At 56.6% G+C, this 15,047-nt stretch carries 18 protein-coding genes; 17 read left to right on the forward strand and 1 reads right to left on the reverse strand.

Going from position 1 to position 15,047, the window contains the following annotated elements:
* Positions 1 to 41 precede the first annotated feature (41 nt).
* On the forward strand, positions 42 to 4,250 hold the full coding sequence (gene rpoC / locus ACZ25R_RS11905; protein ID WP_223613256.1) for a DNA-directed RNA polymerase subunit beta': 4,209 nt from the start codon (positions 42 to 44) through the stop codon (positions 4,248 to 4,250).
* Positions 4,251 to 4,360: 110 nt separating this feature from the next.
* Here rpoC and ACZ25R_RS11910 read toward each other — a convergent pair whose 3' ends face one another.
* Positions 4,361 to 4,642, reverse strand: a complete 282-nt coding sequence (locus tag ACZ25R_RS11910; protein ID WP_346306317.1) for a hypothetical protein — start codon at positions 4,640 to 4,642, stop codon at positions 4,361 to 4,363.
* A 473-nt stretch (positions 4,643 to 5,115) separates the two neighbouring features.
* Between ACZ25R_RS11910 and rpsL the strand changes: the two genes are divergently transcribed.
* The 16 genes from rpsL to rplN all read left to right on the forward strand — a co-directional run bounded on the left by rpsL (position 5,116) and on the right by rplN (position 15,047).
* Positions 5,116 to 5,487 carry a 30S ribosomal protein S12 gene (rpsL, locus tag ACZ25R_RS11915; RefSeq protein ID WP_008121760.1) on the forward strand — a complete coding sequence of 124 codons (372 nt, stop codon included), beginning with the start codon at positions 5,116 to 5,118 and terminating at the stop codon, positions 5,485 to 5,487.
* Positions 5,488 to 5,547: 60 nt separating this feature from the next.
* Entirely contained in the window at positions 5,548 to 6,018 is a 471-nt protein-coding gene (gene rpsG / locus ACZ25R_RS11920) for a 30S ribosomal protein S7 (protein ID WP_105732683.1), read from the forward strand.
* A gap of 33 nt (positions 6,019 to 6,051) precedes the next feature.
* Positions 6,052 to 8,139, forward strand: a complete 2,088-nt coding sequence (fusA, locus tag ACZ25R_RS11925) for an elongation factor G (protein ID WP_403174869.1) — start codon at positions 6,052 to 6,054, stop codon at positions 8,137 to 8,139.
* Between the two features lie 65 nt (positions 8,140 to 8,204).
* On the forward strand, positions 8,205 to 9,380 hold the full coding sequence (tuf, locus tag ACZ25R_RS11930) for an elongation factor Tu (RefSeq protein ID WP_105732669.1): 1,176 nt from the start codon (positions 8,205 to 8,207) through the stop codon (positions 9,378 to 9,380).
* A gap of 62 nt (positions 9,381 to 9,442) precedes the next feature.
* Positions 9,443 to 9,751 carry a 30S ribosomal protein S10 gene (gene rpsJ / locus ACZ25R_RS11935; RefSeq protein WP_008124902.1) on the forward strand — a complete coding sequence of 103 codons (309 nt, stop codon included), beginning with the start codon at positions 9,443 to 9,445 and terminating at the stop codon, positions 9,749 to 9,751.
* Between the two features lie 25 nt (positions 9,752 to 9,776).
* Positions 9,777 to 10,514, forward strand: a complete 738-nt coding sequence (rplC, locus tag ACZ25R_RS11940) for a 50S ribosomal protein L3 (protein ID WP_105732685.1) — start codon at positions 9,777 to 9,779, stop codon at positions 10,512 to 10,514.
* Positions 10,514 to 11,134 carry a 50S ribosomal protein L4 gene (rplD, locus tag ACZ25R_RS11945; protein ID WP_472461098.1) on the forward strand — a complete coding sequence of 207 codons (621 nt, stop codon included), beginning with the start codon at positions 10,514 to 10,516 and terminating at the stop codon, positions 11,132 to 11,134. Before rplC ends, rplD begins: the two co-directional genes overlap by 1 nt.
* Positions 11,131 to 11,424: a 50S ribosomal protein L23 gene (locus ACZ25R_RS11950; protein WP_223613265.1), complete on the forward strand. Its 294-nt coding sequence runs from the start codon at positions 11,131 to 11,133 to the stop codon at positions 11,422 to 11,424. Before rplD ends, ACZ25R_RS11950 begins: the two co-directional genes overlap by 4 nt.
* Before the next feature lie 20 nt (positions 11,425 to 11,444).
* On the forward strand, positions 11,445 to 12,278 hold the full coding sequence (gene rplB / locus ACZ25R_RS11955) for a 50S ribosomal protein L2 (RefSeq protein WP_112526650.1): 834 nt from the start codon (positions 11,445 to 11,447) through the stop codon (positions 12,276 to 12,278).
* Positions 12,279 to 12,293: 15 nt separating this feature from the next.
* Entirely contained in the window at positions 12,294 to 12,572 is a 279-nt protein-coding gene (gene rpsS / locus ACZ25R_RS11960) for a 30S ribosomal protein S19 (RefSeq protein WP_008124912.1), read from the forward strand.
* A gap of 2 nt (positions 12,573 to 12,574) precedes the next feature.
* Positions 12,575 to 12,964, forward strand: a complete 390-nt coding sequence (rplV, locus tag ACZ25R_RS11965) for a 50S ribosomal protein L22 (protein ID WP_008124914.1) — start codon at positions 12,575 to 12,577, stop codon at positions 12,962 to 12,964.
* A complete protein-coding gene (rpsC, locus tag ACZ25R_RS11970) occupies positions 12,964 to 13,671 on the forward strand; it encodes a 30S ribosomal protein S3 (protein WP_105732689.1) in 708 nt (235 codons plus the stop codon). Before rplV ends, rpsC begins: the two co-directional genes overlap by 1 nt.
* A gap of 41 nt (positions 13,672 to 13,712) precedes the next feature.
* Positions 13,713 to 14,126: a 50S ribosomal protein L16 gene (rplP, locus tag ACZ25R_RS11975; protein WP_091877000.1), complete on the forward strand. Its 414-nt coding sequence runs from the start codon at positions 13,713 to 13,715 to the stop codon at positions 14,124 to 14,126.
* Positions 14,127 to 14,138: 12 nt separating this feature from the next.
* Entirely contained in the window at positions 14,139 to 14,339 is a 201-nt protein-coding gene (gene rpmC, locus ACZ25R_RS11980) for a 50S ribosomal protein L29 (RefSeq protein ID WP_105732690.1), read from the forward strand.
* A gap of 11 nt (positions 14,340 to 14,350) precedes the next feature.
* Positions 14,351 to 14,593, forward strand: a complete 243-nt coding sequence (gene rpsQ, locus ACZ25R_RS11985) for a 30S ribosomal protein S17 (protein ID WP_099999158.1) — start codon at positions 14,351 to 14,353, stop codon at positions 14,591 to 14,593.
* A gap of 85 nt (positions 14,594 to 14,678) precedes the next feature.
* A complete protein-coding gene (gene rplN, locus ACZ25R_RS11990; protein WP_008124924.1) occupies positions 14,679 to 15,047 on the forward strand; it encodes a 50S ribosomal protein L14 in 369 nt (122 codons plus the stop codon).

A 15,047-nucleotide genomic window follows, 5' to 3' on the forward strand; every position in this document is an offset into this window, starting at 1 on the left:
ATCGCAAGCAGAGGGCAATTTTTGCCCCATGGAGAAACGGCATGAACCAAGAGGTCATGAATCTTTTCAATCCTCAGGTGCCTGTACAGGCATTCGATTCCATCCGGATTTCGATTGCCAGCCCTGAGAAGATTCTGTCCTGGTCATACGGTGAGATCAAGAAGCCGGAGACGATCAACTACCGCACATTCAAGCCTGAGCGGGATGGTCTCTTCTGTGCTCGGATCTTCGGGCCGATCAAGGACTATGAATGCTTGTGCGGCAAGTACAAGCGTATGAAATACAAGGGCATCATCTGCGAAAAGTGCGGCGTGGAAGTAACGCTGTCGCGCGTTCGCCGTGAGCGCATGGGCCATATCGAACTCGCAGCCCCGGTTGCGCACATCTGGTTCCTGAAGTCTCTGCCAAGCCGTATCGGCACATTGCTCGACATGACCCTCAAGGGCATCGAGCGCGTTCTCTATTTCGAGAACTACATCGTGACCGAGCCCGGCCTGACATCCCTGAAAGAGCATCAGCTGCTTTCAGAGGAAGAATACATGATCGCTGTCGATGAGTTCGGTGAAGATTCCTTCACGGCACTGATCGGCGCGGAAGCTATCCATGAGCTTCTGGCTTCCATGGATCTGGAGAAGATTGCCGGCGATCTGCGTGAAGAGCTGGCGACAACGACTTCGGATCTGAAGCAGAAGAAGCTGATGAAGCGTCTGAAGATCGTCGAAAACTTCCTGGAATCGGGTAACCGTCCGGAATGGATGATCATGAAGATCGTTCCGGTCATTCCGCCGGACCTGCGCCCGCTTGTTCCGCTGGATGGCGGCCGCTTTGCGACGTCCGATCTCAACGACCTCTATCGTCGTGTGATCAACCGTAACAACCGTCTGAAGCGCCTGATCGAACTGCGCGCACCTGGCATCATCATCCGCAACGAGAAGCGCATGCTTCAGGAATCGGTTGATGCACTGTTCGACAACGGCCGTCGCGGCCGCGTGATCACCGGTGCCAACAAGCGTCCGCTGAAGTCGCTGTCCGACATGCTCAAGGGCAAGCAGGGCCGCTTCCGTCAGAACCTGCTCGGCAAGCGCGTCGACTATTCCGGCCGTTCGGTCATCGTGACCGGTCCGGAACTGAAGCTGCACCAGTGCGGTCTGCCGAAGAAGATGGCGCTCGAACTGTTCAAGCCGTTCATCTATGCCCGTCTCGACGCCAAGGGTTATTCCTCGACCGTCAAGCAGGCGAAGAAGCTGGTTGAAAAGGAAAAGCCGGAAGTCTGGGACATCCTTGACGAGGTCATCCGCGAGCACCCGGTTCTTCTGAACCGTGCGCCGACGCTGCACCGTCTTGGCATCCAGGCGTTCGAACCCATCCTGATCGAAGGCAAGGCTATCCAGCTGCATCCGCTCGTCTGTACCGCATTCAACGCGGACTTCGACGGTGACCAGATGGCTGTTCACGTTCCGCTTTCCCTGGAAGCGCAGCTTGAAGCCCGCGTTCTGATGATGTCGACGAACAACATCCTGCACCCTGCAAACGGTCTGCCGGTTATCGTTCCGTCACAGGACATGGTTCTGGGCCTGTACTATCTGTCGATCGTTGCGGCGAAAGAGCCGGGCGAAGGCATGGCTTTTGCCGATATCGGTGAACTGCATCACGCCATTGGCAGCGGTGCTGTCACCCTGCACACCAAGATCAAGGGCCGCTTCAAGAGCATTGATGCGGACGGCAAGCCGACGTCGAAGATTTTCGACACGACGCCTGGCCGCATGATCATCGGTGAGCTGCTGCCGAAGCACCACAACGTGCCTTTCGACATCTGCAACCAGGAAATGACCAAGAAGAACATCTCCAAGATGATCGACACGGTCTATCGCCATTGCGGACAGAAAGAGACGGTCATTTTCTGCGATCGTATCATGCAGCTCGGTTTCAGCCACGCCTGCCGTGCCGGTATTTCCTTCGGCAAGGACGACATGGTCATTCCGGAAACCAAGGCGAAGCTCGTTGCCGAGACCGAAGCTTTGGCGACCGAATACGAACAGCAGTACAATGACGGCCTGATCACCCAGGGCGAGAAGTACAACAAGGTCGTCGACGCTTGGGGCAAGTGCACCGAGAAGGTCGCTGACGAAATGATGGCCCGCATTAAGGCTGTCGAGTTCGATCCTGTCACTGGCCGCCAGAAGCAGATGAACTCGATCTACATGATGTCGCACTCGGGTGCCCGTGGTTCGCCGAACCAGATGCGCCAGCTGGGCGGCATGCGCGGACTGATGGCCAAACCTTCGGGCGAAATCATCGAAACGCCGATCATTTCGAACTTCAAGGAAGGCCTGACCGTGAACGAGTACTTCAACTCGACCCACGGTGCCCGTAAGGGTCTTGCCGATACCGCCTTGAAGACGGCCAACTCCGGTTACCTGACACGCCGTCTCGTCGACGTCGCGCAGGATTGCATCGTCATCTCCGTGGATTGCGGCACGACAACGGGCCTCACCATGCAGCCGATCGTTGATGCCGGTCAGGTCGTTGCGACCATTGGCCAGCGTGTTCTCGGCCGTACGGCGCTCGAAGACATCCTGCATCCGTTGACGGGTGACGTTCTGGTTACCGGCGGCAACATCATCGACGAGTTCGATATCGATGCCATCGAAAAGGCGGGCGTTCAGTCCATCCGCATCCGTTCGGCTCTCACCTGTGAGACCCGTGGCGGCATCTGCGCCAAGTGCTACGGCCGCGATCTGGCCCGTGGTACGCCTGTGAATCAGGGTGAAGCTGTCGGCGTTATCGCCGCTCAGTCGATCGGTGAGCCAGGCACGCAGCTGACGATGCGTACGTTCCACCTTGGTGGTACGGCGCAGGTTGTGGATCAGTCGTTCCTCGAAGCCAGCTATGAAGGCACGGTACAGATCCGTAACCGCAACGTGGTTCGCAACTCCGACGGCCATCTGGTTGTCATGGGCCGTAACATGGCTGTTGTCATTCTTGATGCGACAGGCAAGGAACGGGCGACACACCGCGTCACCTACGGTTCGCGCATCTATGTCGATGACGGCGATACGGTTAAGCGCGGCCAGCGCGTTGCCGAGTGGGATCCTTATACCCGCCCGGTCATGACGGAAGTCGAAGGTCATGTCGAATTCGAAGACATGGTCGACGGTCTCTCCGTTTCGGAAACGACGGACGAGTCCACCGGTATCACCAAGCGCGTGGTCATCGACTGGCGTTCGACACCGCGCGGTTCGGACCTGAAGCCTTGCATCGTTGTCAAGGACAAGGCCGGCAAGGTTCTGAAACTGGCAAAGGGCGGCGATGCACGCTTCCAGCTGTCGGTTGAATCGATCCTGTCGGTTGAGCCCGGCTCGCACGTGAAGGCGGGTGACGTTCTTGCTCGTATCCCGATGGAAAGCGCCAAGACCAAGGACATCACCGGTGGTCTGCCGCGCGTTGCGGAACTGTTCGAAGCACGCCGTCCGAAGGACCATGCGATCATCGCCGAAATCGATGGTACGGTTCGTTTTGGCCGCGACTACAAGAACAAGCGCCGCATCGTCATCGAACCGAACGACGAGACGCTCGAGCCAGTTGAGTATCTGATCCCCAAGGGCAAGCCTTTCCATCTTCAGGATGGCGATGCGATCGAAAAGGGCGATTACATCCTCGACGGCAACCCGGCACCGCATGACATTCTGGCCATCAAGGGCGTGGAAGCACTCGCTTCGTATCTCGTCAATGAAATCCAGGAAGTCTATCGTCTGCAGGGCGTTCTGATCAACGACAAGCACATCGAAGTGATTGTCCGCCAGATGCTGCAGAAGGTCGAAATCACCGAATCCGGTGACACTGGCTTCATCGCCGGTGACCATGTCGACCGGATCGAGCTGGACGAGATCAACGAACGTCTCGAGGAAGATGGCAAGAAGCCAGGTTACGGTACTCCGGTTCTCCTGGGTATCACCAAGGCTTCGCTGCAGACGCCGTCCTTCATCTCGGCTGCGTCCTTCCAGGAAACGACACGCGTCCTCACGGAAGCTGCCGTCGCCGGCAAGATGGATGCGCTGCAGGGCCTGAAGGAAAACGTCATCGTTGGCCGTCTGATCCCGGCTGGTACGGGTGGAACGGTCAAGCAGATCCGCCGCATTGCCGGTGCCCGCGACGAGCTGATCATCGACGAGCGCCGCAAGGAAAGCGGAGCCGGTGCTGCCAAGGTCGACGCCATGCTGACCGACATGACAGGCACCCCGGCCGAATAAGCCGGTTGCACACGACGACATTGAAAAGGCCGCCTTTCGGGGCGGCCTTTTTGTTTGAGCTATGAGGTGAATGCTGATGGGCAGGCGAGCGTAATGCCAGCCCCTCTAGTTCATTGGTCAAACTCGATCAGCGCGGCCTGGCCGGTGAGGGCGGTCTTCCAGGCGGAGAGGTGGGGTTCTTCCTCCGGCTCGCTTGTCAGCGTGCCGATCTCCAGGAGTTCAGCCTCTTCATAGCCTTCATTGGCCAGAATCTGCAGGGCGGTTTCAACCAGCCCGTCGGCATCGTCGTTCATCAGGAGAACATGCACCTGCAGCGGCTCTTCCTCGCCTTTCTTCCAGACGTCGGCAACGATGAGGTGGACCGGCTTTGAGTCGGCAGGGGCAGTGGACATGTTAATGATTCCCGAATCTGTGTGTTACAAGCCATAAGACTAGCCAAAATGGCCGCAGGCGTCTCGCCAAAGCCTTAAATCTCTGTGCACGATGCGAAAGATTGCTTGAATTCGCGCTCTTTACGCGAAACAATCTTACCATCAGGCCGCAAAGCGCCCCAAAACGCTCCAAACCTTAATAAAATTTGGTGTTCAGGCTTGACGTGGAGCAGGGGACAAAGTATCAGCAGCACATCTGAGCCGATGTGAGATTGGCTGTTTCGGAGCGACACGCTCTGGAGTTCATCTCAAACAGGGTTCGTTTTACGATCGAAATGCAATTTGCCGCTCGCATGAAGCTCTTAAGGCTTCCTCTGCTTTTATTCGGGCAACCACCCTCGCGGTGGTTTAGTTGCCCGAATTCGTGCATGAGCATGGCGCTGAAACGGCCCTGACGGGCGAAGATACGAGATTTGTGAAAGAGGGAAGGTTGAATGCCTACCGTAAACCAGTTGATCCGCAAGCCGCGCACTGCGCCGGTAAAGCGCAATAAAGTTCCTGCCTTGCAGGAAAACCCGCAGAAGCGCGGCGTTTGCACCCGCGTCTATACGACGACCCCGAAGAAGCCGAACTCGGCTCTGCGTAAGGTTGCCAAGGTGCGTCTGACGAATGGCTTCGAAGTTATCGGATACATTCCGGGTGAAGGCCACAACCTTCAGGAACACTCTGTCGTGATGATCCGCGGCGGCCGTGTCAAGGATTTGCCGGGCGTTCGTTACCACATCATCCGTGGTGTTCTCGATACGCAGGGCGTCAAGAACCGTAAGCAGCGCCGTTCCAAGTACGGTGCAAAGCGTCCGAAGTAAGATTTTCCGGGACTTTGGCCACCAGGTAGGTCAACCCGATGCAGATAAGAGACAAAAAGTATGTCCAGACGCCATAGTGCAGAAAAGCGTGAGATTAACCCGGATCCAAAGTTCGGCGATCTCGTTCTGACGAAATTCATGAATGCAGTCATGCATCATGGCAAGAAGTCGATCGCTGAGCGTATCGTTTACGGTGCGCTTGAGTCGGTTGAAGCCAAGAGCAAGCAGGAGCCGGTTGCCCTGTTCCATCAGGCCCTCGACAATGTTGCGCCGCACGTTGAAGTGCGCTCGCGCCGTGTTGGTGGTGCAACATACCAGGTTCCGGTCGATGTTCGTCCAGAGCGTCGTCAGGCTCTTGCCATCCGTTGGCTGATCAATGCTGCTCGCGGTCGCAATGAGACCACGATGATTGATCGCCTGTCCGGCGAACTCCTGGATGCGGCAAACAACCGTGGCTCGGCTGTGAAGAAGCGTGAAGACACGCATCGCATGGCAGAAGCCAACCGCGCATTCTCGCATTACCGCTGGTAATCGTCGAAACCCTATTCTTGAAGGCACCATATCATGGCCCGCGAATATAAAATCGAAGACTACCGTAATTTCGGTATTATGGCGCACATCGACGCCGGCAAGACGACGACGACCGAGCGTATTCTTTATTACACCGGCAAGTCGCACAAAATCGGTGAAGTCCATGATGGCGCTGCAACCATGGATTGGATGGAGCAGGAGCAGGAGCGTGGCATCACGATCACGTCCGCTGCAACCACCACCTACTGGACAGGCCGTGATGGCAAGAAGCGTCGCTTCAACATCATCGACACGCCAGGCCACGTCGACTTCACGATTGAAGTCGAGCGCTCGCTGCGCGTTCTCGACGGTGCGATTGCACTGCTCGATGCCAATGCCGGCGTAGAGCCGCAGACGGAAACCGTTTGGCGTCAGGCTGAGAAGTATCATGTTCCGCGCATGATCTTCGTCAACAAGATGGACAAGACCGGCGCCGATTTCGATCGCTGCGTTGAAATGGTCAAGACCCGTCTTGGTGCCAAGGCTGTTGTCATGCAGCTGCCGATCGGTGCAGAGACAGAATTCAAGGGCGTCGTCGATCTGATCGAAATGAAGGCTCTGGTCTGGCGTGATGAGCAGCTGGGTGCGCAGTGGGATGTCGTTGAGATCCCTGCTGATCTGCAAGCCAAGGCTGAAGAATACCGCGAAAAGCTGATCGAAGCTGCCGTTGAAGTCGATGAAGCTGCGATGGAAGCGTATCTGGAAGGCAACATGCCTGACAACGACGCTCTGCGCGCTCTGATCCGCACCGGTACCTGCCGTGTTGAATTCCATCCGGTATTCTGCGGTTCGGCCTTCAAGAACAAGGGCGTACAGCCTCTGCTTGATGGTGTTGTTGAATACCTGCCTTCGCCGGTTGACGTTCCTTCGATCAAGGGTATCGACCCGAAGACCGATGGCGAAACAACCCGCAAGTCTTCGGATGAAGAGCCTCTGTCGATGCTCGCATTCAAGATCATGAACGATCCGTTCGTTGGTTCGCTGACTTTCTGCCGCATCTATTCCGGCAAGCTGACCAAGGGCGTTTCGCTCGACAACACAGTCAAGAACAAGCGCGAACGTATCGGCCGTATGCTGCAGATGCATTCCAACTCGCGTGAAGACATTGAAGAAGCGTTTGCCGGCGACATCGTTGCTCTGGCAGGCCTGAAAGAAACAACGACAGGTGACACGCTCTGCGATCCGCTGAAGCCGGTTATCCTGGAACGCATGGAATTCCCCGATCCGGTTATCGAAATCGCGATCGAACCGAAGACCAAGGCCGACCAGGAAAAGATGGGCATTGCGCTGAACCGTCTTGCTGCTGAAGATCCTTCATTCCGCGTCAAGTCGGATGAAGAGTCGGGTCAGACAATCATCGCCGGCATGGGCGAACTTCATCTCGACATTCTCGTTGACCGTATGCGTCGCGAGTTCAAGGTCGAGGCGAATGTTGGTCAGCCGCAGGTTGCCTACCGCGAATCGATCACACGCAAGAAGGAACAGGACTACACCCACAAGAAGCAGTCGGGTGGTTCGGGTCAGTTCGCTCGCGTCAAGATCATCTTCGAACCCCACGATGGCGACGATTTCATCTTCGAATCGAAGATCGTCGGCGGCTCTGTACCGAAGGAATACATTCCGGGCGTTCAGAAGGGTATTGAAAGCGTCATGGGTGCGGGTCCGCTCGCAGGCTTCCCGATGCTCGGCGTGAAAGCCACGCTGATCGACGGTGCCTACCATGATGTCGACTCGTCGGTTCTGGCATTCGAAATCGCAGGCCGTGCGGCATTCCGCGAAGCTGCCCGCGAAGCCGGTGCTCAACTGCTCGAGCCGATCATGAAGGTCGAAGTTGTAACGCCTGAAGATTATGTCGGTGACGTAATCGGCGATCTGAATTCACGTCGTGGTCAGATTTCGGGTACCGAAGCCCGTGGCATTGCTACGGTCGTCAATGCAAACGTGCCGCTGGCCAACATGTTTGGTTATGTGAACACGCTGCGTTCGATGAGCCAGGGTCGTGCACAGTACACGATGCAGTTTGATCACTACGAACCTGTTCCGACAGCAGTCGCACAGGAAATTCAGAAGAAGTTTGCGTAACCCTGACGGTTGCGCGTGACAGTTGAGTTAAGCCTGAGCAGGCGAACATATAACGGAGAGCTCAGATGGCTAAGAGCAAGTTTGAACGTAACAAGCCGCACGTCAACATCGGCACGATTGGTCACGTTGACCATGGCAAGACATCGTTGACGGCAGCGATTACGAAGTATTTCGGAGAGTTCAAGGCGTACGACCAGATCGACGCGGCACCGGAAGAAAAGGCGCGCGGCATCACCATTTCGACGGCACACGTCGAGTACGAGACGGCAGCGCGCCACTACGCGCACGTCGATTGCCCCGGCCACGCCGACTATGTGAAGAACATGATCACCGGTGCGGCGCAGATGGACGGCGCGATCCTGGTTGTATCGGCAGCCGACGGCCCGATGCCGCAGACGCGCGAGCACATCCTGCTGGCCCGTCAGGTTGGCGTTCCGGCGATCGTGGTTTTCCTGAACAAGGTCGACCAGGTTGACGATGCCGAGCTTCTGGAACTGGTTGAACTGGAAGTGCGCGAGCTTCTGTCGAAGTACGACTTCCCGGGCGACGATGTGCCGATCGTCAAGGGTTCGGCGCTGGCTGCACTGGAAGATTCCAACAAGGAAATCGGCGAAGACGCGGTGCGCGCGCTGATGGCGGAAGTCGACAAGTACATCCCGACGCCGGAGCGTCCGGTTGACCAGCCGTTCCTGATGCCGATCGAAGACGTGTTCTCGATCTCGGGTCGTGGTACGGTTGTGACGGGCCGCGTTGAACGCGGTATCGTCAAGGTCGGTGAAGAAGTTGAAATCATCGGCATCAAGCCGACGACGAAGACGACGGTGACCGGCGTTGAAATGTTCCGCAAGCTGCTCGACCAGGGCCAGGCCGGCGACAACATCGGCGCGCTGATCCGCGGCGTTGGCCGTGAAGACGTCGAGCGCGGCCAGATCCTTGCCAAGCCAGGTTCGGTCAAGCCGCACACGAAGTTCAAGGCAGAAGCCTACATCCTGACGAAGGACGAAGGTGGCCGTCATACGCCATTCTTCTCCAACTACCGTCCGCAGTTCTACTTCCGCACGACCGACGTGACGGGCGTGGTGACGCTGCCGGAAGGCACGGAAATGGTCATGCCCGGCGACAACATCTCGGTTGATGTGACGCTGATCGTGCCGATCGCAATGGAAGAGAAGCTGCGCTTCGCTATCCGTGAAGGTGGCCGCACCGTCGGTGCAGGCATCGTCGCTTCGATCATTGAATAATATTAAGGTTTTATGCAGAGGCGCCTGCTATAGGCGTCTCCGCTAAACAAGGAAAAGATGAAATGAACGGTCAAAACATCCGCATTCGCCTCAAGGCGTTTGATCATCGGATCCTTGACGATTCGACGCGGGAAATCGTGTCGACTGCCAAGCGTACCGGTGCCAATGTGCGCGGACCGATCCCGCTTCCTACACGGATCGAGAAGTTCACAGTAAACCGCTCGCCGCACATCGACAAGAAGAGCCGCGAACAGTTCGAGATGCGCACTCATAAGCGTCTTCTCGATATCGTAGACCCAACCCCGCAGACAGTAGACGCGCTGATGAAGCTCGATCTTTCCGCTGGTGTTGATGTCGAGATCAAGCTGTAAGGCTTGAGGACGGAAGGACGAACCGATGCGTTCAGGTGTAATTGCACAGAAGCTGGGCATGACTCGCGTCTACAATGACGCAGGTGAGCATGTACCTGTGACAGTTCTTCGTATGGAGAATTGCCATGTCGTGGCTCAGCGTACAGTCGAGAAGAATGGCTACACAGCTGTTCAGCTCGGTGTTGGACTGGCCAAAGTAAAGAATACAACGCAGGCATTGCGCGGTCATTTCGCGAAGGCCTCCGTTGAGCCAAAGGCGAAAGTGGCTGAGTTCCGCGTTTCTGCCGACAACCTCTTGGATGTCGGTGTTGAGATCACGGCCGAACATTTCGTTGCTGGTCAGAAGGTTGATGTGACGGGTACGTCGATCGGTAAAGGTTTTGCCGGTTCGATGAAGCGCCACAACTTCGGTGGTCACCGCGCCACACACGGTAACTCGGTAACACACCGCGCTCACGGTTCGACCGGTCAGCGTCAGGACCCGGGTAAAGTGTTCAAGGGCAAGAAGATGGCCGGTCACATGGGTCAGACCCGCGTGACGACCCAGAACATCGAAGTCGTTTCGACGGATCTGGATCGTGGTCTTATTCTCGTTCGTGGTGCTGTTCCTGGCTCCAAGGGTGCATGGATCCTGGTACGCGATGCCGTCAAGGTAGCGCTGCCGGCAACTGCCCCCAAGCCAGCTGGTGTTCGCCAGGCCGCAAACGCCGCAGCAGCTGTGTCTGATGCAGAAGTAGCTCAGACGACTGAGGGAGCCGTATAATGGATCTCACAATTACAACACTTGAAGGCAAAGACGCCGGCAAGGTGAAGCTCTCGGAAGAGATTTTCGGCCTTGAGCCACGCGACGATATCCTTCAGCGCATGGTCCGTTACCAGCTCGCCCGCAAGCAGCAGGGAACACATAAGGCAAAGGGTCGTTCGGAAATCGCACGCACCGGCGCCAAGATGTACAAGCAGAAGGGTACGGGCCGCGCCCGTCACCATTCTGCACGTGCTCCGCAGTTCCGCGGCGGTGGTAAGGCGCATGGTCCGGTTGTTCACAGCCACGAACATGACCTGCCGAAGAAGGTACGCGCTCTTGCGCTCCGTCATGCCCTGTCTGCCAAGGTAAAGGCTTCCGAGCTCATCATCATCGATGAGCTGGCCGCTGCCGATGCCAAGACAAAGGTACTTGTTTCGCAGTTCGCCAAGCTGGGCTTCGAAAATGCGCTTCTCATCGGCGGTGCCGAGATTGATGCGAATTTCCGTCGCGCTGCTTCGAACATCCCGAACATCGATGTTCTGCCAATTCAGGGCATCAATGTTTATGACATCCTGCGTCGCGGCAAGCTCGTGCTTTCCAAGGCTGCAGTTGAAGCTCTCGAGGAGCGTTTCAAATGACCGATCTTCGCCATTACGACGTGATCGTCAGCCCGGTTATCACCGAAAAGTCGACCCTGGTTTCCGAACATAACCAGGTCGTCTTCAACGTGGCCCGCAAGGCAACGAAGCCGGAAATCAAGGCCGCAGTCGAAGCGCTGTTTCGCGTGAAGGTAACTGCAGTCAATACAGCTGTGCGCAAAGGCAAGGTGAAGCGGTTCCGCGGCATCGTCGGGCGCCAGAGTGATGTCAAGAAAGCTATCGTGACGCTTGCCGAAGGGCAGTCGATCGATGTTTCGACTGGTCTCTGAGGGGCCGTGGAGTAAAGACAATGGCACTCAAACATTATAATCCAACCACACCAAGCCAGCGTCAGCTGGTCATCGTGGACCGCTCGGAGCTCTACAAGGGCAAGCCCGTCAAGGCTCTGACCGAAGGTCTTCATTCAAAGGGTGGTCGTAACAACTCCGGTCGCGTCACTGCACGCTACCAGGGTGGTGGTCACAAGCGCACATACCGCTTTGTAGATTTCAAGCGCCGCAAGCATGACGTGGCTGCCAAGGTTGAACGCCTTGAATACGATCCGAACCGGACCGCATTCATTGCTCTCATCCGCTACGAAGACGGTGAGCTGAGCTACATCCTGGCTCCGCAGCGTCTGGCTGTCGGCGACAGCGTTATCGCTGGCGCACAGACGGACGTGAAGCCAGGCAATGCGATGCCATTGTCGTCGATCCCGGTCGGCACCATCATCCACAATGTGGAGATGAAGCCAGGCAAGGGCGGTCAGATCGCCCGTTCCGCCGGTACCTATGCGCAGCTCGTCGGCCGCGACCAGGGCATGGCAATCCTTCGCCTGAATTCGGGTGAACAGCGCCTCGTCCACGGTTCGTGCTTCGCCACGGTCGGTGCAGTATCCAATCCTGACCATGGCAACATCAGCCTTGGTAAGGCCGGCCGCAGCCGTTGGCTTGGCAAGCGCCCGCACGTTCGCGGTGTTGCCATGAACCCGGTTGATCACCCGCACGGTGGTGGTGAAGGTCGTACGTCAGGTGGTCGTCATCCTGTTTCTCCGTGGGGCAAGCCCACGAAGGGCAAGAAGACGCGCTCCAACAAGTCGACGGACAAGTTCATCGCTCGTTCGCGTCATCAGCGCAAGAAGTAAGAGAGGTAGTCTGAAATGGCTCGTTCAGTTTGGAAAGGCCCGTTCATCGATGGCTATCTTCTCAAGAAGGCTGAGAAGGTACGTGAGGGCGGTCGCAGTGAAGTTATCAAGATCTGGAGCCGTCGCTCCACGATCCTGCCACAGTTCGTCGGTCTGACCTTCGGTGTGTACAACGGTAACAAGCATGTGCCGGTTTCGGTCAACGAAGAGATGATCGGACACAAGTTTGGTGAATTCGCTCCGACGCGTACCTATTACGGTCACGGCGCGGACAAGAAAGCGAAGAGGAAATAAAGATGGGCAAGGCTAAGGCTCCGCGCCAGCTTAAGGACAACGAGGCGAAAGCCGTTGCCCGTACGCTCCGTATCAGCCCTCAGAAGCTAAATCTGGTGGCTGCTTTGATCCGTGGCAAGAAGGTTAACGCCGCTCTTGCCGATCTGGAATTTTCGCGCAAGCGGATTGCAGGGACGGTGAAAAAGACTCTCGAATCAGCTATCGCCAACGCAGAGAACAACCATGACCTGGATGTTGATGCTCTGGTTGTTGCTGAAGCCTACGTTGGCAAGTCAATCGTGATGAAGCGTTTCCATGTTCGTGGTCGCGGTCGTGCAAGCCGGATCGAGAAGCCATTCTCGCATCTGACGATCGTTGTCCGCGAAGCTGAGGAAAAAGGGGAGGCCGCATAATGGGCCAGAAGATTAATCCGGTTGGCTTCCGCCTTGGCATCAACCGGACCTGGGACTCGCGTTGGTACGCGAACACAGGTGAATACGGCAAGCTGCTGCATGAAGACCTGAAGATCCGCAAGTATCTGATGGACGAGCTGAAGCAGGCTGCCATTTCCAAGGTGGTGATCGAGCGTCCGCACAAGAAGTGCCGCGTGACGATCCATGCTGCCCGTCCGGGTCTGATCATCGGCAAGAAGGGCGCCGATATCGAGAAGCTGCGCCGCAAGCTGTCAGAAATGACAAACGCGGAAACAGCGCTCAATATCGTTGAAGTCCGCAAGCCGGAAACAGATGCAGTCCTGGTTGCGCAGTCCATCGCTCAGCAGCTGGAACGCCGTGTTGCATTCCGCCGTGCCATGAAGCGTGCCGTTCAGTCGGCCATGCGTCTTGGTGCAGAAGGCATTCGTATCAATTGCTCGGGTCGTCTCGGCGGCGCGGAAATTGCGCGTATGGAATGGTACCGCGAAGGTCGCGTGCCTTTGCATACACTTCGTGCCGATATCGACTACGGAACTGCTGAAGCACACACCGCCTACGGCATCTGCGGCGTCAAGGTCTGGGTATTCAAGGGCGAGATCCTTGAGCATGACCCAATGGCCTCCGAACGTCGCGCTGTTGAAGGTGATGGTCATCAGGGTCAGAACCGTCGCCGCGAAAACGCTTAAAATAGCGTCTTTCCGGAAAGAGAATTTTGGAGTAGAGAACAATGCTGCAGCCTAAGCGCACAAAGTTCCGCAAGCAGTTCAAGGGCCGTATCCACGGCGCGTCGAAAGGCGGCACGGATCTTAATTTTGGTGCTTTCGGCCTGAAGGCCCTCGAGCCGAACCGCGTTACCGCGCGTGAGATCGAAGCCGCTCGCCGTGCAATTACCCGTCACATGAAACGTGCCGGCCGTGTGTGGATCCGGATTTTCCCGGATGTGCCCGTAACATCGAAGCCTACCGAAGTCCGCATGGGTAAAGGTAAGGGTTCCGTGGACTACTGGGCATCTCGTGTAGCACCAGGCCGCGTCATGTTTGAACTCGACGGCGTTCCGGAAGATGTGGCTCGTGAGGCTCTTCGCCTTGGTGCTGCCAAGCTTTCGGTCAAGACGCGCTTTATTCAGCGCATCGCAGAATAAGGGGTGGATGCTATGAAATCCGCAGAAGTCCGGGCCTTGAGCCTCGATCAGTTGAATGAAGAGTTGGCTACGCTGAAGAAAGAGCAGTTCAACCTGCGCTTCCAGAAGGCGACTGGCCAGTTGGAAAAAACCGCACGTGTCCGGCAGATCCGCCGTGATATCGCGCGCATCAAGACAGTCGCCCGCCAGAAAGCGGTCGAGAGCAAGGCTTAAGGAAGAAAACCATGCCTAAACGCATTCTGCAGGGCGTTGTCGTCAGCGACAAAAACGACAAGACCGTCGTGGTCAAGGTCGAGCGGCGCTATTCGCACCCGCTCCTCCAGAAGACTGTGCGCCAGTCCAAGAAGTACAAGGCGCACGACGAGAATAACCAGTTCAAAGTCGGCGATGCCGTTTCCATCCAGGAATCGAAGCCGATTTCGAAAGACAAGCGTTGGGTTGTCGTTACAGACGCCCCAGCAAGTTAATATTAATTATCTGTATGTAAGTACGCAACAATCGCGAGGGGCAAGGAAAGCCCAGTCCGGTTGAACAAGAAGAAGGCGGCTAGTCATGATTCAGATGCAAACAAACCTCGACGTCGCGGATAATTCCGGCGCACGTCGTGTCATGTGCATCAAGGTGCTGGGCGGCTCGAAGCGGAAATATGCTTCGGTCGGCGACATTATTGTCGTTTCGATCAAGGAAGCAATTCCGCGCGGCCGTGTTAAAAAAGGTGACGTGATGAAGGCGGTGGTTGTTCGTACCGCCAAGGATATCCGTCGCGCGGATGGGAGCGTTATTCGTTTCGACAAGAACGCCGCCGTCCTGATCGACAACAAGAAAGAGCCTATCGGCACGCGTATCTTCGGACCGGTTCCGCGCGAACTCCGCGCAAAGAGCCATATGAAGATCATCTCGCTGGCTCCAGAAGTACTCTAA

Source organism: Phyllobacterium sp. RCAM01083, assembly GCF_055685835.1.

What these genes read in the sequence shown, in the direction of transcription:
- rpoC (WP_223613256.1), top strand. Translation starts at nt 42, where the DNA reads ATGAACCAAGAGGTCATGAATCTTTTCAATCCTCAGGTGCCTGTACAG.
- ACZ25R_RS11910 (WP_346306317.1), bottom strand. Translation starts at nt 4,642, where the DNA reads ATGTCCACTGCCCCTGCCGACTCAAAGCCGGTCCACCTCATCGTTGCC.
- rpsL (WP_008121760.1), top strand. Translation starts at nt 5,116, where the DNA reads ATGCCTACCGTAAACCAGTTGATCCGCAAGCCGCGCACTGCGCCGGTA.
- rpsG (WP_105732683.1), top strand. Translation starts at nt 5,548, where the DNA reads ATGTCCAGACGCCATAGTGCAGAAAAGCGTGAGATTAACCCGGATCCA.
- fusA (WP_403174869.1), top strand. Translation starts at nt 6,052, where the DNA reads ATGGCCCGCGAATATAAAATCGAAGACTACCGTAATTTCGGTATTATG.
- tuf (WP_105732669.1), top strand. Translation starts at nt 8,205, where the DNA reads ATGGCTAAGAGCAAGTTTGAACGTAACAAGCCGCACGTCAACATCGGC.
- rpsJ (WP_008124902.1), top strand. Translation starts at nt 9,443, where the DNA reads ATGAACGGTCAAAACATCCGCATTCGCCTCAAGGCGTTTGATCATCGG.
- rplC (WP_105732685.1), top strand. Translation starts at nt 9,777, where the DNA reads ATGCGTTCAGGTGTAATTGCACAGAAGCTGGGCATGACTCGCGTCTAC.
- rplD (WP_472461098.1), top strand. Translation starts at nt 10,514, where the DNA reads ATGGATCTCACAATTACAACACTTGAAGGCAAAGACGCCGGCAAGGTG.
- ACZ25R_RS11950 (WP_223613265.1), top strand. Translation starts at nt 11,131, where the DNA reads ATGACCGATCTTCGCCATTACGACGTGATCGTCAGCCCGGTTATCACC.
- rplB (WP_112526650.1), top strand. Translation starts at nt 11,445, where the DNA reads ATGGCACTCAAACATTATAATCCAACCACACCAAGCCAGCGTCAGCTG.
- rpsS (WP_008124912.1), top strand. Translation starts at nt 12,294, where the DNA reads ATGGCTCGTTCAGTTTGGAAAGGCCCGTTCATCGATGGCTATCTTCTC.
- rplV (WP_008124914.1), top strand. Translation starts at nt 12,575, where the DNA reads ATGGGCAAGGCTAAGGCTCCGCGCCAGCTTAAGGACAACGAGGCGAAA.
- rpsC (WP_105732689.1), top strand. Translation starts at nt 12,964, where the DNA reads ATGGGCCAGAAGATTAATCCGGTTGGCTTCCGCCTTGGCATCAACCGG.
- rplP (WP_091877000.1), top strand. Translation starts at nt 13,713, where the DNA reads ATGCTGCAGCCTAAGCGCACAAAGTTCCGCAAGCAGTTCAAGGGCCGT.
- rpmC (WP_105732690.1), top strand. Translation starts at nt 14,139, where the DNA reads ATGAAATCCGCAGAAGTCCGGGCCTTGAGCCTCGATCAGTTGAATGAA.
- rpsQ (WP_099999158.1), top strand. Translation starts at nt 14,351, where the DNA reads ATGCCTAAACGCATTCTGCAGGGCGTTGTCGTCAGCGACAAAAACGAC.
- rplN (WP_008124924.1), top strand. Translation starts at nt 14,679, where the DNA reads ATGATTCAGATGCAAACAAACCTCGACGTCGCGGATAATTCCGGCGCA.